Origin of the sequence: Devosia naphthalenivorans, from assembly GCF_003056355.1 — a bacterium.
GTDB classification, from domain to species: domain Bacteria; phylum Pseudomonadota; class Alphaproteobacteria; order Rhizobiales; family Devosiaceae; genus Devosia; species Devosia naphthalenivorans.
Window position 1 is genome coordinate 106,589 of the sequence record NZ_PYVW01000003.1, and the last position, 16,095, is coordinate 122,683.

Here is a 16,095-nt window from a genome sequence, read left to right on the forward strand (position 1 = left end):
CCACGCAACTCATCGGCAAGGCAGTGTCCTCCAGCGCGTCATGTTTCAACGACATGATCGGCGCACATGAACACATTGCACAATTCTAGATCAGATGTAAGAACCAAAAAGAGTTTGCGTGATGCTGACGGCGGAAAATAAGACGGCGCTGCTGATGGTCCCCGGCTTCGGTGACGCACTGCCGACGGGCGCGGCCAAGCTGGCAGTGGACACGCTGGGACGCCGAATAGCCAACGACGCCTATCTGCCCGGACAAGTCATGCCGACTGAATCGGAGCTGGCCGGCTCGCTTGGCGTCAGTCGCGCGACGATCCGTGACGCTATCAAAGTGCTCTCAGGCAAGGGCCTGGTGCGAACCGCAAGGCGATACGGCACCCGGGTTCGCCCGATCGATGAGTGGAACCTGCTTGATGCCGACGTCGTCTCCTGGCACGAGCCTGTGCATCCTCGCCTCGTGCGCATCTTTGCCGAAACCACCGAACTGCGCATAATCCTGGAGCCTGCCGCGGCAGAACTGGCGGCCGAGCGTGCAACGCCGGAGCAGATCGAAACAATCGTCGAAGCCGCGATGGCGCTTCACCCCGAGCAGGACGATACCCAGACGATGTTTGCTGCCGACTGCCGGTTTCACGCCACTATTCTGGAGGCGACGGGCAACGGCATGCTCCGCCAGATGCGTCCCCTCATCGTGACGATGCTGCGCGTATCCTATGAATACGGGGTGCTTCGGCAAGCATCCGAGCCGGTATCGCGCGATGGGCATATACGCGTGGCGGAAGCCATTCAGCGGCGTGATGGCAGCTTAGCCAGCAAGGAGATGGCTCGCATGCTCGAGCTCAACCGGCGTGACGCCATCGGCGCCACTGCAAACCGTTCGCCGCTCACCAGGTGATCAATGGTGAGCGGTGCAGCCAGGTATCGCTCTTGACCTGATCGATGACGAAGCTGGCGACGTCGCCGCGCGCAATGGTTCCGCCTTGAAACTCCGACAGGTTTTCGAGCACGCGAGACGCACCGCGTTCTGGCTTGCCATTGAGGACCGAGGGACGCACCAGGACCCAATCCAGACCACTCTCCCGAACGATGGTTTCCTGCCGGTTCTTGTCGGCATAAACCCTGCGCAGCAGCAGCGGGAAGATCAGGCGATCAAAGACAAAACCGCCATGCCCGACGCTGTCTCCGGCGCCCATGCCGGTGATAGCCACCAGCCGGGAAACCTGCTCGGCCTTCATGGCGCTGACCAGGGCCCGCGTAGCCGTCGACAGCAGCGTGACCTCCTTGAAAGGGCTCGCCGGCGTACCCAACGCACTGATCACCGCATCCTGCCCCTTGAGTGCCTGACGCAAGGCGGCTTCGTCACGGGCGTCGCCAATGGCGAGCTTCGTGCCAACCAGCTCCCGGCCCTTTTCAGCGGAACGCACCAGGGCGGTGACTTTGTATCCCTGGGCGATTGCCTTATCGACGATCAGCCGGCCGGTGGCGCCAGTGGCGCCGAGCACCAGGATTTTGGTCGGGTGATTTTGGCTTCGGATGGCAGAGGTGCTCATGATCGTTCTCCATTGGCACCGGCTACGAGGATGGTCATTGGGGTCACTCCGGTTAGTGAGAAGGCACCCTGAACTTAGTGATCCACACAGCATCCAACAGGCGCTATATCTGGACCCGATGTCTCACAGGTGGAACACATGGATCTCCTCGCCCTCGCGGATTTCAATCTGGTTGCTCGCCACGGCGGGTTCGGCAAAGCGGCAAGAGCGGCCGGGCGACCCAAGGCGACATTGTCCCGCCGGGTGAGCGAGCTGGAAGCCAGCCTGCAGTTGCGCCTGTTCGAACGGGGTGGCCGGGCTATGAAGCTCACGGAAGAAGGGCGCGCCTTGTTCGAGCGAACGGGAGCCTTGCTAACCGAACTCGATGAGGCAGCAGCGGCGATTGCCTCGGGCGGCGAAAATCCGCGCGGCCGGCTGCGGATCAGCGCGCCCTTGCTATTCTCCCAGACGGCGATGGGAAAACTGGCCGCCGAGTTCGCGATGAAATATCCGCAAATCCGGCTCGAGGTGACAACCGAGGATCGCACCGTCGACATGATCGAGGAGGCTTATGATTTGGTGATCCGCGTCAATCCGAGCCCTGATGAAACTCTGGTCGGACGCGCAGTTCTCAGTGATCGGCTGGTGGCGGTCGCGAGCCCGACCCTGGTGCGTCCCACGGATGGCGCGCCGGTTCCGGCGGTTGTCCGGGTGTCCGGCGATAGGGCAACGGCCTGGAGCCTGCGTTCGGCAGCAGGATCGATCAGCCTGGCGGTCGATCCGATCCTCCAGCTCTCATCGCTGCCCATGGTGCGCGATGCAGTAAGGGCGGGCGTCGGCGCCGGGCTGCTGCCGATATCGCTCGTCAGCCATGACCTGGCCGCCGGGCGCCTCGTGCATTGGGGCGATATCGACGCCCCGGACATCAGGATATGGGCCCTCTATCCGTCTCGCCGCCTGCTGAGCGCCCGGGTGTCTGTCTTCCTCGAACATTTGCGACTGGCCTTCCCGAAGGGTACGCCGGACGAGCTGGCGGCCTATGTCGCATGGTGATGGCCACGCGGGGAAATTCCCGCACAAGCCAGGCGGCCGCTGCACGCATGACAACGACCGCCTGGAGTTCGGCTATAGAGAGGCCGTCTAGCTGCGAGGCGGCAGAAATTCACTGTGAAAGCGGGCGGCATTGGCCATCATGATAGCGGCCCGCTCGGCCAGGATTTCCGGCGTGGGCGGAGTCGGTGCCGTGGTGCGGGTGGGCAGCACTTCACCAACAAGCTTGAAGAATTCCTCCTGGCCTGCCGGCAGGCAGATGCAGAGGAAACGGGCCGGAGTGGCCGACACCACGCGAAAGCCATGCGGGGCATTTGCCGGGATGTTGATGGACTGTCCGGGTCCGACGTGATGGACCTCGCCGCGGAAGGTAATTTCCAACTCGCCTTCAAGGATGTGGAAAATCTCCTCGAAATCATGGCGGTGCGGCGGCGGACCGCCGGCGGGCACCAACATGTCGATCATCGTATAACGACCGCCCGTCTGCTCACCGGAGATCAGGATCGTGTAGGTGCCAGGCCCCACGCCCAGATGGGTAAGGCCTGGATCATCGGCATGGACGATGGTGGCGGTGCGGCTGAGATCATCGGCTGGAAATGTGGTCGGTTCGGTCGCTTGGCTGTTGCTCATGTGGGTTCTCCTGAGGACATGAACAAGATAGATCGTCCTGCCAACGAGCGGCAGACGACGGATTTAGACAAAGCGTCTCACTGATGGAACACTCGGCTACCATTGACCTGGGCGTTGAGCTTGGTGGCTTCCGGCGCGGTGAAGCCGAGGGCGGCAGTACAGCAGTTCTCGCGAACGCTGTTCTGGCCGCCCCGTGCTGGCCGCAACGAATTTTCGTTCAGCTGAACTTGACCAGGTCCTTGAAGATCAGTTGGCCCCAGCTATTTCCGTGCGCCTGTACAAGCAATCCACCTTCCGAAAGCCCGCCGAGCGTGATCGGCGCGAAACCGAGCCTTTCCGCAAGCGTGCCGACCTCCGCTGCGGCGCCGTCGTCATCGCTCGCCAGGAACACCACTCTCCTGCCACCATGTACGGCCGGGTCCTGTTCAAGGACGGCAGCGACCAGATGGTTGAAGCCCTTGACCACTTTACTGTCAGCGAAGGCCTGCGCGACGACCTTGGCGGAAGGCTGTCCGCCCAATTCCTCAAGCGGCACGCCGTAGGCATTGGTCACATCGACGATGGTCTTTCCCTCCCAGGTGGGGAGAACCTTCGCAACATCTGGATGGGAGCCGTATCGGACAGCCAAAAAGATGATGTCCGCCTTGACCGCTTCGGCCAGCGTCTTGGGAATGATCGTGGGTCCAATCGCGGCCGCAACGGATGCAAAGCTTTCCGGGCCGCGCGTGGTTGCGACCGATACTTCGATGCCTTTGCGGGCAAACGCCTTGGCCAATGTCTGGCCGATTTCGCCGAAGCCGATAATTGCGTAGCTCATATGAATTCTCCTTTGGTTGATCGAACCCTATGGCGCCCCGGACAGTCGAATGGAGCGTCGGTTTGGGGCGTAGTGCGTCAGAGTTGTGCCAGGCCGCCGTCGACTGCGACTTCGCTGGCGGTCATGAAGCTGCTGTCCGGCGAGGCGAGGAAGGCAGCCACGGCCCCGATTTCCGCCGGATCTGCCATGCGCTGGAGCGGAGTCATCGCGCCATAGGCCTTCTGCCCCTCCTCGCCCAGCGCCTCCTTGGCGAGTTCGGTCGCCGTGGCACCAGGCGACAACACGTTTACCCGAATGCCGGTGCCCTTCAGGTCCTCCGCCCAGGTCCGCGCGAGATTGCGCACTGCCGCCTTGCTCGCACTGTAGGCGCTCATTGCGGGGGCGCCCGTGGTGCCGGCGCTCGATCCGGTCAGGATGATCGAGCCGCCCTTACCCATCAGCGGCAGCGCCTTCTGGATGGTGAAGATCGTACCCTTCACATTGGTGCCGAAGGTTTCGTCGATGTGCTCGGCGGTGATCTCGCCCAGCGCGAGCTGGCTTCCCGCGCCGGCATTGGCGAAGACGATATCGAGAGTTCCCCGCTGGGCCTTCACCGCCGCGTAGAGGCGGTCGAGGTCGGCCTCGTCGGAAACCGAGCCTTTCACCGCGCGGGCACTGGGTCCGAGTTCGGCCACGGCGTCGTCGAGCGCTTCCTGCCGGCGGCCGAAGATGAAGACGAAGGCGCCCTCCTCGATGAAGCGCTTTGCCGCGGCGCGGCCGATGCCGGTAGCGCCGCCGGTGATCACGGCGGTCTTGCCATTCAGTCTGGTCATAATGTGCAACCTGCTTGTTGATGGACAGGACCTGTCGTCGCGTCCGGTTCAGAGCTAGGTGCGATCACTGCCCAGCTTCAGTGGGAAACTCCACACAGGGGTGGTGCGAAAACGCACCACACTCACATCGGATCTCATGATAGCCTGCGTGATTGGCGGAGGAACCGGCCGTGATCGACTGGGACGATGTGCGCTTTTTTCTGGCCGTCGCGCGAAGTGGATCGGTGCGATCCGCAGCTGATGGGCTCAAGGTCAATCACACCACCGTACTGCGCCGGATTTCGCAGCTCGAGGCACGGTTGGGCGCACGTCTGTTCGAGAAGAAGCCGGCCGGCTACCAGCTCACAGGGTCGGGTCACGACGTTCTGGCGCTGGCCGAAGAAATGGAATTATCCTCCAGCCGGCTCGAAGGCCTCGTCTGGGGACGGGACGAAGGCGTTGGTGGCCCCTTGGTTGTCGCGATGGCCCAGACGATAGCCACGCACCTGCTGATGCCCGACTTTGCCGAATTCTGCCGGCGCCATCCCGAGATCGAGTTGACCATCCTCTCCTCGGAAGCCAAGGTGAACCTGACCAACCGCGAGGCCGACGTGGCGCTTCGCGTTGTGCTCGACCGGAGCGCGCTGCCGCTTAACCTGCATGGCTTGCAGGGGCCGGAACTGCGCATCGGCGCCTATCTGTCCAAATCATTGCTCGAGCAATGGTCCGCAGGCTCGCTGCATCACGCGCGCTGGGTGACCAAGGGCACTGAACAGGTTCCTGAGTGGGCCCGCTGCGGCGAAATCCCGATCGAGGGCCATTTCCGGGCGCCGGAAACGGGCACCCACCTTGCGGCCCTTCGCCAGGGACTGGGCGTGGGTTTGCTGCCCCGCTTCGTGGGGGACGCGGAGCCGGGTCTGGTGCGTGCGCCCGGTACGCTCAACGGATCGCACGGCGCCTTGTGGATTCTCTCCCAAGGCGAAACCCGACGAACCAAACGCGTGCGGCTCTTCATCGACTTCGTCTCTCAGCGCCTGGCTGAATACGCACCACGCCTGCTGGGACCGCCGCCCGAAGCCGCGCCGACACTCGAACTTTGATCGGCAAGGAGTGACGGAAGGGTGGCCGTATCTCACCTACCTCTTATTGCGCATCGCCTCATTGAGCCTGTCGCCCAGCGAGCCGGTGCTGCGAGCAGCTTCCTGCGGTGGGCGTTGACTATTGCGGCGCTGCGGTTCGTTCGGACGCTCACGCGGAAGAGCCGCATCAACTTCCCTTCGCATGCTCAGGCCGATGCGCTTGCGCGGCACATCCACCTCAACGACGCGTACCTTGACCACGTCACCGGCCTTGACCACTTCATGGGGGTCCTTGACGAATTTGTCGGACAGTTGGGAGACGTGCACCAGTCCGTCCTGATGGACGCCGATGTCGACGAACGCGCCGAAGGCAGCGACGTTGGTGACGGTGCCCTCCAGCATCATGCCGGGCTTAAGGTGTTTAATGTCGTCAACACCTTCCGCAAAAGTCGCGGTCTTGAACGCAGGCCGGGGGTCGCGGCCGGGCTTTTCCAGCTCCAGGAGAATGTCGCGCACGGTCGGCAAGCCAAATCGCGCATCGACGAAAAGCTTGGGGTCAAGGCCGGCCAGCGCTGACTTGTCACCCATGATCGAGTGGAGATCACGGCCACAGGCAGCGACGATCTTGCGGGCCACGCCATAAGCTTCAGGGTGCACTGAAGACGCATCGAGCGGCTCGCTGCCGTCGGTGATGCGCAGGAAGCCGGCGCTCTGCTCGAAGGTGCGTTGGCCCAAACGTGGCACCTCCAGCAACGCCTTGCGCGAGCGGAAGGGGCCATTGGCGTCGCGGTGCGTGACGATGGCTTCGGCGACGGATGGGCCGAGGCCGGAGATTCGCGCCAGCAATGGGGCGGAGGCCGTGTTGAGGTCCACGCCCACGGCATTCACGGCGTCTTCAACCACAGCGTCGAGCGAGCGGTTGAGGCGATACTGGTCGACGTCGTGCTGGTATTGGCCGACGCCGATCGCCTTGGGTTCGATCTTGACCAGTTCGGCCAGCGGGTCCTGCAGACGGCGCGCAATGGACACAGCGCCACGCAGCGACACGTCGAGGTCGGGGAATTCGGCCGCGGCCAGTGCAGATGCGGAATAAACCGATGCACCGGCCTCGGAGACGATAACCTTGGTCGGCTTGGGCGCAGGCAGGCGCTCGATGAGGTCGGCCACCAGCTTTTCGGTTTCGCGGCTGCCGGTGCCATTGCCGATGGCGATCAACTCTACGCCGTGCTTCTTGATCAGCGCCTGAATGGCGGCCTGAGAGCCCATGACGTCATTGCGCGGCGGGAAGGGGTAGATGGTCTCGGTTTCGAGAACCTTGCCGGTGGCGTCGATCACCGCGATCTTGCAACCGGTGCGAATGCCGGGGTCGATGCCCATCGTATTGCGGGCTCCGGCCGGAGCGGCCAGCAACAGGTCTTTGAGATTGCGGGCGAAAACGCCGATGGCCTCGATTTCCGCGCGTTCGCGCAGCTCGACCATGAGATCGATGGATAGCGTGACGCGCAGACGCGTCCGCCAGGCCCACCCGGCCACCTCGCGCAGCCATTTGTCGCCCGCGCCATTGCCCTGTGCATTGAGCGCAGCGGCGACGAGGCGCTCAGTGGGTTTGACCGGGTCGGTGACGTCGGCGTCCACCTCGATATCGAGGCTGAGGAAATCCTCGTCACGGCCGCGCATCATGGCGAGGGCACGGTGGCCGGCGACCTTGTTCCAACGTTCGGAATGGGCGAAATAGTCGGAGAACTTGGCGCCCGCTTCTTCCTTACCCTTGAGCACCCTGGCGGTCAGCATGGCCTTGTCGCGCATATAGGCGCGGAGCTGGCCAAGCAGGGTGGCGTTTTCCGACAAGCCCTCGATGACGATGTCCCGCGCGCCTTCAAGCGCTTCCTTGGTGCCCGGCACTTCCTCGGTGACGTAGCCCTCGGCCAGCAGCAGAGGTTCGGCACTGTGATTGGCGAGAATGGCTTCGGCCAGCGGACCAAGACCGCGCTCGCGGGCGATCTCAGCCTTGGTGCGGCGCTTGGGCTTGAAAGGAAGATACAAATCCTCAAGCTCCGCTTTTGTGGCGGCGCCATTGATGGAGGCCGTCAATGCGCCGGTCAGCTTGCCCTGTTCGTCGATGGACTTGAGGATCGCCGTACGGCGGGATTCCAACTCTCGCAGATAGGTCAGCCGCTCGGCCAGCAGGCGAAGCTGGGTGTCGTCGAGACCCCCTGTCAACTCCTTGCGGTAGCGCGCAATAAACGGAACGGTTGCCCCGCCATCGAGCAGTTCCACGGCAGCACGCACCTGATCGGGACGAGCGGCGACTTCGGTGGCGATCTGGGCGGCAATGCGGGTGTCGAGTTGGGACATGAGTCTGCTTTTTGGTTCGGCTGGCGCGACCATAGTCGCATTGGCCGGGCGGTCACACCCACCCGTGCTGATTTCCTCAACTGTGAGCAATAAGGCGCTCGCCCCTGTCGGGGTCGCGATCCGGCTGCCGAAGGATAGCTTTGACCTTGGCCGTCCGTGTCGGCCAGCACCGGGTAGGAAGCGATCCCTGAACCTTTCGTAAACCATGCAACTGCCGACCAGTGGATCTGGAACTGATCGGTCCATGTGCCGCCACAATGGAATTGCCTCTCCCCAGGTGCTGTTCAGCATCGCCGACAAGTTTTGAGAGGACCAAACCATTGAAGTGCACGACGAGACTTACCCTGACCGCGGCCACGACCTGTTTGTTTCCAATCGCAACGGTCCTGGCCGCCGATCCGGCGGCAGTGGCCGACATCGTTGACCGCCAGATCAAACCGCTGATGGAAGAATACGACATTCCGGGAATGGCGGTGGCGGTAACCGTCGATGGTGAAGAGTACTTCTTCAACCATGGAGTTGCGTCGCTGGATGCACAGACGCCCGTTACCGAGGACACCGTGTTCGAGATAGGCTCCGTGAGCAAAATCTTCACGTCGATGCTGGGAACGCACGCCGATACGGTTGGAAAATTGTCCCTCAACGATCACCCCGGCGAGTATCTTCCGGAGCTGGACGGCAGTCCGTTGGATCGCGCGACCCTGCTTAACTTCGCCACCTATACGGCTGGCAATCTGCCATTGCAGTTCCCCGACACCGTTGGAAGCGATGCAGAGGTCTCGTCCTACTATGCTCAATTTGAACCGGACACCGCTCCGGGTGCGCACCGGCGCTACTCCAATCCAAGCATTGGTCTGTTTGGGCACATCACAGCGCTGGCGATGGAAGGCGAGTTCGCTGATCTGATCCAGGAGACGCTCTTTGACCCGCTGGGCCTTGAAAGCAGCTTTATCGAAGTACCGGAAGAGGCAATGGAGCGATACGCCTGGGGGTACAACAGCGAGAACGAGCCAATCAGGGTCAATCCGGGGGTTCTCGATGGCGAGGCCTATGGCGTCAAATCGAGCGCTGCCGATCTGATCCGTCTCGTCCAGGCCCATATTCAGCCCGAAGGTCTTGACGAGACAATGCGTCGAACCATCGAAGGCACTCAGATCGGTTACTTCAAGATCGGGGAAATGGTGCAGGGACTGGGATGGGAGCAATATCCCTACCCGATCGCGCTCGACCGGCTGTTGGCCGGAAATTCGGCGACCATGGCAATGGAGGTCAATGCTGCCACAGAGCTGACGCCGCCGCTGGTCCCCTCCGAGCCGAGGCTGTTCAATAAAACAGGATCAACGGGCGGGTTCGGTGCATATGTGGCCTTTGTGCCAGAGGCAAATGTCGGCGTAGTGATGCTCGCGAACAAGAACTACCCCAACCCGGCTCGCGTGACGGCGGGACACGCAATTCTTGCGGAGCTGACCGACTAGACCCTCACCTCGCAGTTGAAGTCGCTGACTGCACCATTGCCAACGGAAGGCGGCGGGCCAAAATTCCGCCCGCTGCCTTTTGATATTTTCTAGGCCGCAGCGGAGCCGAGTGGCTTAGCCCTGAAATGCGGTAATCTGCCCCCGCAGGCGGCGTAGAATGATGACAAACCGGGTTCAACCTGCTCGGCAGTTGCGGTGCAGATGGCAAGTTCGGCTTCGGCCGTCTCGCCACGCGCCCAGGCGGCGAGCAGCCTTTCGTGGTGTGCGGCCAAGGTCTTGAACGCTGGGGACTGTGCCAGTTCCGCTGTGCCAACCAGAAGGACGACGGGTTCGGGTTCGCTTAGCCCCTTGAGGGCGACGGAACCGCCGGCGAGGAAGGCCAGTTCCGGCGCGGCGGCCTGGGTCTCAGCCGTGACGAGAATGTCGTAGCAGACTGTTTTGCATGCCGCTTCGAGACGGCTGGCGATGTTCACGGTGTCGCCGATGCAGGAATAATTGAAGCGCTCCTCAAACCCCACATTGCCCACCAGCGCGGGTCCCGTCGCGATACCGATGCCGATGGCGATTGGTTCGGCTGCCGTGGCTGCTGCGTTCAGCTGCTGCAGGGCCGCGCGCATGTCGAGCGCTGCTTCGCACGCCAGCAGCGCGTGGCGCGGCACATCGGCCGGTGCGTTCCAGAAGGCCATGACCGCGTCGCCCATGAACTTGTCGATGGTGCCGCAACGCCGGATGATCGCAGCACCCAGCGCGGCAAACAGCCGATTGAGGATGTCGACGAGCTCGGCTGGTGCCGTGCGCTCGCTGAGGGAGGTGAAATTGCGCACATCGGAAAACATGACGCTCACCTCGCGCATGTCGCCGCCCAGCCGCAGCAGGCTGGCGTCATCTTCGAGACGCGTCAGCAGCGATGGGGCGATATAGTGGGCGAAGGCACGCCGGATGCGGCGCTTGTCCGCGTCGGTCACCGCAAACTGGAAGAACGCCATGGCGGCATAGCAAACCAGCACGGCAAAGAGCGTGAAGCTGGGGTCCAGCAGCACGCCATATTGGGTGAACGCCAGCCAGCTCGCGGCCGTGGCAGCAGCGGCAATCGCCAACGAGAACATCAGCCCCACAACAGGCCCCGTCAGCAGCAGCACCAGCACCACGGCCATGCCGCTGCTGCCGATCACCAGCAGTTCAAGCCCGCCAACCCAATCGGCGCGGTGCAGGAACGTCCCGGTCAGCATCTGCTCCAGCGCCTGCAGGTGGATGGAGACGCCCGGAACAGCTTCGCCCAGTGAACTGGCGCGGATATCGAGCAGCCCGGAGGCCGAGGCACCCACGAGAACGATATGGCCGGCCAGCCGGGGGGCAAGCGCCGCGTAGCCATCCGCCAGCAAATCCCTGGCCGGAATGTAGGTCGCCTGAGGCAGTGGGCGGTAATAGAGCCACATTTCCCCATCTGGGCCGGTGGGCACGGTGAAATCGCCGACACGCACGCCCTCGACCGTGCCGGCGTCCGCAGTGTCACCGAGTACGACGAGCGTTGATGCCCCTTGCGCCAGACGCAGCGCTTCGAGCGACAGGGTCGGTACCGGCGCCGTGCCGTTGGACCACAGCAGCGGCAGGCGCCGGGCCACCCCTGCCCCGTCGCGGTCCAGACTGGCGACGCCCAGACCGCTTGCTGCGTCGAGCAGCACAGGCAGCGGCGCCGCCACGCCGTCCAGTTGCGGCAGATTGGACAAGGGGTCGGCGCCCGTCATCGCAAATCCGGCTTTAGGGGCCGGGGCTGTCCCGCCCAGAACAGTGCGGCTGAGGGCCAGCACGCTCGGGACCTCCCCAAGCGCTGCCGCGAATTGCCGGTCATGGTCCGGGCCGCCGACGGGCGAAAGACGGTCGGGCTCAGTGAACAAGACGTCGAAGGCAACGACGGCAGCGCCGAGTTCATCCAGGCGCCTCGCGATATCCGCCATGGTTTGCCGAGACCATGGCCATTGGCCAAGTGCCGCCAGCGAAGCCTCATCGATATCGATGATCCGCAGCGGCAGGTCAGCCGGCGCCTGGCGCGGTTTGAGCTGCTGGAAAACGTCGAAATTGGTTTCGCGCACCACCCGTACCGCGTAAGGGTCGGTAGCCCGCAGCGCAATCAGGCCGGCGACCACTGCGGCGCCGAACAGGATTGCCCCCAGGCGCCGCTTCCACATCGGCCTAGTTCATGGCTCCGGCCATTTGGGCCCGCACCGGCATAGGTGAATGGGCACGGCCGCGCACATCGCGCCGGAAGTCGCTGGGCGACATGCCGGAGATCTTGCGGAAAGATTTGTTGAAGGCGCTCAGCGAGCCGAAGCCGCTGTCCATCGCCACTTGCAGCACGTTGATATCATCGAGCATCAGCATCGCCTGGGCATAGGAGAGCCGCATCAGGTTGACGTAGTCGTTGAGCGTCATGCCCGTCGATTTTTTGAACACGTTCATCGCGTATTTCGGATGAACCGAAGCGGCCGAGGCGATGTCGGTCGAATCGATGTCCTCGCGGAAATTCTCGGCGATGAACTCGCAGATGCGCACCACGATGGGCGAGGAATGGTGGTCCAGCCCGTCGACCGCGTTGGCGACGCTGGCGGGGCCCAGCAGCAATTCATAGGGGTCGAATCGCACTCGCTCGATGCGCAGCAGCAATTCGTCCACCGCCATGCCGGCTTTCATCGGATCGCCGGAGCGGGCGTAATTGTTCCATCGGGCAAAATTCAGCGCGTCGGAAGCATCCGTCGCGCGGGTAACAAGCGTCGCTCCCTGCATCAGCTTGCTTTGCACATCCTGCGGCAGGCGCAGCCGAAAGAAATGCACCAGCGGCAAATGCCCGCCCGCATAGACCAGGTCGTCGGAGCGATCATCGAGACAGTGCGGCAGGCCGCCCCAGAACAGCGCCAGCTCCCCTGCCCTGAACTTCACCGAATGCCCGCTCATCCGGTAGCTGGCCCAGCCCTGAACGATATAATTCACCTCCACCTGCGCGTGCCAATGGGACGCGCGCATCACCAGCGGCGACGCGTGGAACATGCGCAGTTCCGTCGGAAGCCGCTCCACCCCATTGGTTGCAGGTTCGTAGTAGACCCGGTCTGCCATCTTACTTTCCGCCAAGTCGGCATGCTCCTTTAGGTGGGCAGCCATGCAACATTGAGCTAGCTTAGAAAGCGCTCAACGTAAGAGCAAACGAAAAGGGAGGACTACCAATGAACCGCATTGCTTCGCGGCGAGGCCTTATGCTCGGCGCCGTCTTGGCCGGCGTCAGCTTTCTGAGTGTCGCGGCGGCTTCGGCCGGCGATGTCACGGTTTGGGTCTGGGACCCGAATTTCAACGGCGCCGCCATGAAGGAAGCCGCCAGCCGCTACGCCGCCATCAATCCCGAGGCCAACATCATCGTTGATGACACGGCCAGCCAGGACGACATCCGCGCCAAGCTGCAGACCCAGCTGCTCGCCGGCAGCACCGATGGCCTGCCCGATATCGTGCTGATCCAGGATGACGTGGCCCAGAAATACCTGCAGTCCTTCCCCGGCGCGTTCGAGCCCCTGTCCGACACCATCGATATGTCGGCCTTTGCCGAATACAAGGTCGCCGCCGCAACGCTCGACGGGAAATCCTATTCGCTGCCCTTCGACTCCGGCGTCACCGGCCTCTTCTACCGCGCCGATTATTTCGAGGAAGCCGGCTTCACCGCCGAAGATCTCAACAACATCACCTGGGACCGTCTGATCGAAATCGGCACCGAAGTGAAGGCCAAGACGGGCCACCTGCTGCTCGATCTGGACCTGGCCGATTCCGGCCTCATCCGCATGATGATGCAGCAGTCCGGCGCCTGGTATTTCAACGAGGACGGCAGCCTCAACATCGTCGACAACGCCCCCCTCAAGAAGGCGCTCGAAACCTACGCCAAATTCTACCAGGCCGATCTGGTGAAACCGGTGTCCGGCTGGGCCGAATATACCGGCGCGTTCACCTCGGGCGAAGTTGCCTCGGTTCCGGTCGGCGTCTGGATCACCGGCACCATCAAGGCCAATGCCGATCAGTCCGGCCTCTGGGCCGTTGCGCCCATCCCGCGCCTCGACATCGAAGGCTCGGTCAACGCGTCCAACCAGGGCGGCTCGAGCTGGTACGTGCTGGCCTCGTCCGACAACAAGGAAGAAGCCGTCGATTTCCTCAAGACCGTCTGGGGCAGCGACGTCGACTTCTACCAGAAAATCCTGGTCGACCAGGGCGCTGTTGGTTCGCTTCTCGCCGCGCGTGAAGGCGAAGCCTACAAGGCAACCGACGAGTTCTTCGGCGGCGCTCCCGTGTGGCAGGACTTCTCGACCTGGCTGAGCCAGATTCCAAGCGTGGATTACGGCATCTTCACCGCCGAAGTGGACTCCGCCGTCCAGGCGCAGCTGCCCACGATCATCGATGGTGGCGATCTCGACGCGGCCCTCCAGGCGATCCACGACCAGGCCCAGCAGCAGATGCAGTAAACTGCACGAACGAAGCGGGTTACGGCCCGCTTCGTTTCGCCGGGCTCGTGGAGGCGATACCGGCCACACCAGCGACGCTGCACCAGGGAGGGTGAATATTGGCACAGGCGCGACTTGATCGCAGGGAACAGCTGACCGGCTGGGCATTCATCGCCCCGGCCCTGATCTTGCTGGGCCTCTTCATGATCTATCCCATCATCTGGTCGCTCTGGATGAGCTTCCAGGTCGGCAAGGGGATGAACCTCAGCTTTGGCGGCCTCGCCAATATAGAGCGGTTGACCAAAGACCCGGTGTTCCTGCGCGCGCTGGGCAACACCTTCACCTTCTTCATCATCCAGGTGCCGATCATGATCGTGCTGGCGCTGCTGTTCGCAGTGGCGCTGAACGATTCGACCCTGCGCTTCCGCGGCCTGTTCCGCACCGCGATCTTCCTGCCCTGCGTTACCTCGCTGATCGCGTATTCCACCATCTTCAAATCGATGTTCGCCACCGACGGGATCATCAATCAGGGCCTGATGGCGCTCCATATCATAGGCTCGCCGATTGCCTGGTTCAGCGATCCGTTCTGGGCCAAGGTGGTCATCATCCTCGCCATCACCTGGCGCTGGACCGGCTACAACATGATCTTCTACCTGGCGGCGCTGCAGAACGTGGACCGCTCGATCTATGAAGCCGCCCGCATCGATGGGGTGCCCGCCTGGGCGCGGTTCACCCACATCACCATCCCCATGCTCAAGCCAGTGATCCTGTTCACCACCGTTATCTCCACCATCGGTACGCTGCAGCTGTTCGACGAGGTCTACAATTTCACCGCCGGCACCGGTGGCCCATCGGATTCGACGCTGACCCTGTCGCTCTACATCTACAACCTAACCTTCAAGTTCATGCCAAGCTTCGGCTATTCGGCCACCGTGTCGTGGGTCATCGTCGTGCTGGTCGGCATACTGAGCTTCCTGCAGTTCCTTGTTGCACGTGACCGGAGGCGGCCATGACCGACACTTCATTGCCCGCAGCGGCAAACGCCACCTCCGCCGCAAAAATTCGCTCCGGGGCTCCGGCTAACCCCCTTGCCCTGATCCGCCGCGCCCTCGTCTACCTGCTGCTATCGATTGCGGCGTTCGTGTCGGTCTTTCCGTTCTTCTGGATGATCGTGGGCGCCACCAACAAGTCCGCCGATATCATCCGCGGGAAAAACGGCTTCGGCACCGAGCTGTTCAACAACGCCGCGACCTTTTTCACCCAGGTCGATGCGTTGCGCGTATTCTGGAACTCGGCCTTCATCGCGGTCGTCGGAACGGCGCTGACACTGGTGATCTCGTCGCTTGCCGGTTACGGTTTCGAGATGTTCCGCTCCAGGGTGCGCGAACGTCTTTTCGCGCTGCTGCTGTTGCTGCTGTCCATCCCGTTCGCCGCGCTGATGGTGCCGCTGTTCGTAATGTTTTCGCAGGCCAAGCTGGTCAACACCTATACCGCGGTGATCCTGCCCACGGTCGCGTCCATCTTCATCATCTTCTACTTCCGCCAGGCGACCAAGGCCTTCCCCAGCGAGTTGCGCGATGCCGCCAAGATCGACGGGCTCAAGGAATGGCAGATTTTCTTCTTCGTCTACATGCCGGTGATGCGCTCCACCTATGCGGCGGCGACCATCATCATCTTCATGGCGAACTGGAACAATTATCTCTGGCCGCTCATCGTGCTGCAGACCGCCGAGAACAAGACCATCACGCTGATCGTCTCGGCGCTGACTTCGGCCTATACGCCCGATTACGGCATGACCCTGTTCGCCACGGTTCTGGCCACCCTGCCCACCCTCATCATTTTCTTCCTGCTCCAGCGCCGCTTCGTCGAAGGCATGCTGGGCGCGGTTAAATAAGGTGCATAC

At 62.6% G+C, this 16,095-nt stretch carries 14 protein-coding genes; 7 read left to right on the plus strand and 7 right to left on the minus strand.

Translation table 11 applies throughout. The features are described 5' to 3' along the window. Positions 1–121: 121 nt before the first annotated feature. Positions 122–892, plus strand: coding sequence for a FadR/GntR family transcriptional regulator (locus C8264_RS06150; RefSeq protein WP_108460099.1), 771 nt, complete (start codon positions 122–124; stop codon positions 890–892). Here C8264_RS06150 and C8264_RS06155 read toward each other — a convergent pair. Beyond that, on the minus strand, positions 882–1,547 hold the full coding sequence (locus tag C8264_RS06155; protein ID WP_108460100.1) for an NAD(P)-dependent oxidoreductase: 666 nt from the start codon (positions 1,545–1,547) through the stop codon (positions 882–884). The genes C8264_RS06150 and C8264_RS06155 overlap by 11 nt on opposite strands. A 138-nt stretch (positions 1,548–1,685) precedes the next feature. Between C8264_RS06155 and C8264_RS06160 the strand changes: the two genes are divergently transcribed. Further along, positions 1,686–2,579: a LysR family transcriptional regulator gene (locus C8264_RS06160; RefSeq protein WP_108460101.1), complete on the plus strand. Its 894-nt coding sequence runs from the start codon at positions 1,686–1,688 to the stop codon at positions 2,577–2,579. A gap of 87 nt (positions 2,580–2,666) precedes the next feature. On the opposite strand, the gene C8264_RS06165 is transcribed toward C8264_RS06160, so the two are convergent. From C8264_RS06165 to C8264_RS06175, 3 genes are all read right to left on the minus strand, one after another. Next, on the minus strand, positions 2,667–3,206 hold the full coding sequence (locus tag C8264_RS06165) for a cupin domain-containing protein (RefSeq protein WP_108460102.1): 540 nt from the start codon (positions 3,204–3,206) through the stop codon (positions 2,667–2,669). Between the two features lie 217 nt (positions 3,207–3,423). Continuing rightward, positions 3,424–4,023 (minus strand): NADPH-dependent F420 reductase, encoded by a 600-nt coding sequence (locus tag C8264_RS06170; protein WP_108460103.1) that lies wholly within the window; start codon positions 4,021–4,023, stop codon positions 3,424–3,426. Between the two features lie 77 nt (positions 4,024–4,100). After that, entirely contained in the window at positions 4,101–4,835 is a 735-nt protein-coding gene (locus C8264_RS06175; protein WP_108460104.1) for an SDR family NAD(P)-dependent oxidoreductase, read from the minus strand. Between the two features lie 170 nt (positions 4,836–5,005). Here C8264_RS06175 and C8264_RS06180 point away from each other — a divergent pair, with 170 nt between their 5' ends. Next, positions 5,006–5,914: a LysR family transcriptional regulator gene (locus tag C8264_RS06180; RefSeq protein WP_108460105.1), complete on the plus strand. Its 909-nt coding sequence runs from the start codon at positions 5,006–5,008 to the stop codon at positions 5,912–5,914. 36 nt (positions 5,915–5,950) lie between these two features. Here C8264_RS06180 and C8264_RS06185 read toward each other — a convergent pair whose 3' ends face one another. Beyond that, positions 5,951–8,248, minus strand: a complete 2,298-nt coding sequence (locus C8264_RS06185; RefSeq protein ID WP_108460106.1) for a Tex family protein — start codon at positions 8,246–8,248, stop codon at positions 5,951–5,953. A gap of 320 nt (positions 8,249–8,568) precedes the next feature. On the opposite strand from C8264_RS06185, the gene ampC reads away from it, so the two are divergent. Further along, positions 8,569–9,723: a class C beta-lactamase gene (gene ampC, locus C8264_RS06190; protein ID WP_425430668.1), complete on the plus strand. Its 1,155-nt coding sequence runs from the start codon at positions 8,569–8,571 to the stop codon at positions 9,721–9,723. An 89-nt stretch (positions 9,724–9,812) separates the two neighbouring features. On the opposite strand, the gene C8264_RS06195 is transcribed toward ampC, so the two are convergent. Together C8264_RS06195 and C8264_RS06200 are read right to left on the minus strand one after the other, a co-directional pair. Then, complete coding sequence (locus C8264_RS06195) at positions 9,813–11,909, minus strand: CHASE2 domain-containing protein (RefSeq protein WP_108460108.1); 2,097 nt, start codon at positions 11,907–11,909, stop codon at positions 9,813–9,815. A gap of 4 nt (positions 11,910–11,913) precedes the next feature. Beyond that, positions 11,914–12,831 carry a helix-turn-helix domain-containing protein gene (locus C8264_RS06200; protein WP_108460109.1) on the minus strand — a complete coding sequence of 306 codons (918 nt, stop codon included), beginning with the start codon at positions 12,829–12,831 and terminating at the stop codon, positions 11,914–11,916. Between the two features lie 107 nt (positions 12,832–12,938). On the opposite strand from C8264_RS06200, the gene C8264_RS06205 reads away from it, so the two are divergent. The 3 genes from C8264_RS06205 (at position 12,939) to C8264_RS06215 (ending at position 16,086) form a co-directional block, all read left to right on the plus strand. Further along, on the plus strand, positions 12,939–14,213 hold the full coding sequence (locus C8264_RS06205) for an ABC transporter substrate-binding protein (RefSeq protein ID WP_108460110.1): 1,275 nt from the start codon (positions 12,939–12,941) through the stop codon (positions 14,211–14,213). 98 nt (positions 14,214–14,311) lie between these two features. Then, entirely contained in the window at positions 14,312–15,205 is an 894-nt protein-coding gene (locus C8264_RS06210; protein WP_425430666.1) for a carbohydrate ABC transporter permease, read from the plus strand. Further along, complete coding sequence (locus tag C8264_RS06215) at positions 15,202–16,086, plus strand: carbohydrate ABC transporter permease (RefSeq protein ID WP_108460111.1); 885 nt, start codon at positions 15,202–15,204, stop codon at positions 16,084–16,086. Before C8264_RS06210 ends, C8264_RS06215 begins: the two co-directional genes overlap by 4 nt. Positions 16,087–16,095 lie beyond the last annotated feature (9 nt).

Coding starts and splice junctions, on each gene's coding strand:
- C8264_RS06150 (WP_108460099.1), top strand. CDS start 122: ATGCTGACGGCGGAAAATAAGACGGCGCTGCTGATGGTCCCCGGCTTC.
- C8264_RS06200 (WP_108460109.1), bottom strand. CDS start 12,831: ATGGCAGACCGGGTCTACTACGAACCTGCAACCAATGGGGTGGAGCGG.
- C8264_RS06215 (WP_108460111.1), top strand. CDS start 15,202: ATGACCGACACTTCATTGCCCGCAGCGGCAAACGCCACCTCCGCCGCA.
- C8264_RS06185 (WP_108460106.1), bottom strand. CDS start 8,248: ATGTCCCAACTCGACACCCGCATTGCCGCCCAGATCGCCACCGAAGTC.
- C8264_RS06195 (WP_108460108.1), bottom strand. CDS start 11,909: ATGTGGAAGCGGCGCCTGGGGGCAATCCTGTTCGGCGCCGCAGTGGTC.
- C8264_RS06205 (WP_108460110.1), top strand. CDS start 12,939: ATGAACCGCATTGCTTCGCGGCGAGGCCTTATGCTCGGCGCCGTCTTG.
- C8264_RS06155 (WP_108460100.1), bottom strand. CDS start 1,547: ATGAGCACCTCTGCCATCCGAAGCCAAAATCACCCGACCAAAATCCTG.
- C8264_RS06175 (WP_108460104.1), bottom strand. CDS start 4,835: ATGACCAGACTGAATGGCAAGACCGCCGTGATCACCGGCGGCGCTACC.
- C8264_RS06160 (WP_108460101.1), top strand. CDS start 1,686: ATGGATCTCCTCGCCCTCGCGGATTTCAATCTGGTTGCTCGCCACGGC.
- C8264_RS06170 (WP_108460103.1), bottom strand. CDS start 4,023: ATGAGCTACGCAATTATCGGCTTCGGCGAAATCGGCCAGACATTGGCC.
- C8264_RS06165 (WP_108460102.1), bottom strand. CDS start 3,206: ATGAGCAACAGCCAAGCGACCGAACCGACCACATTTCCAGCCGATGAT.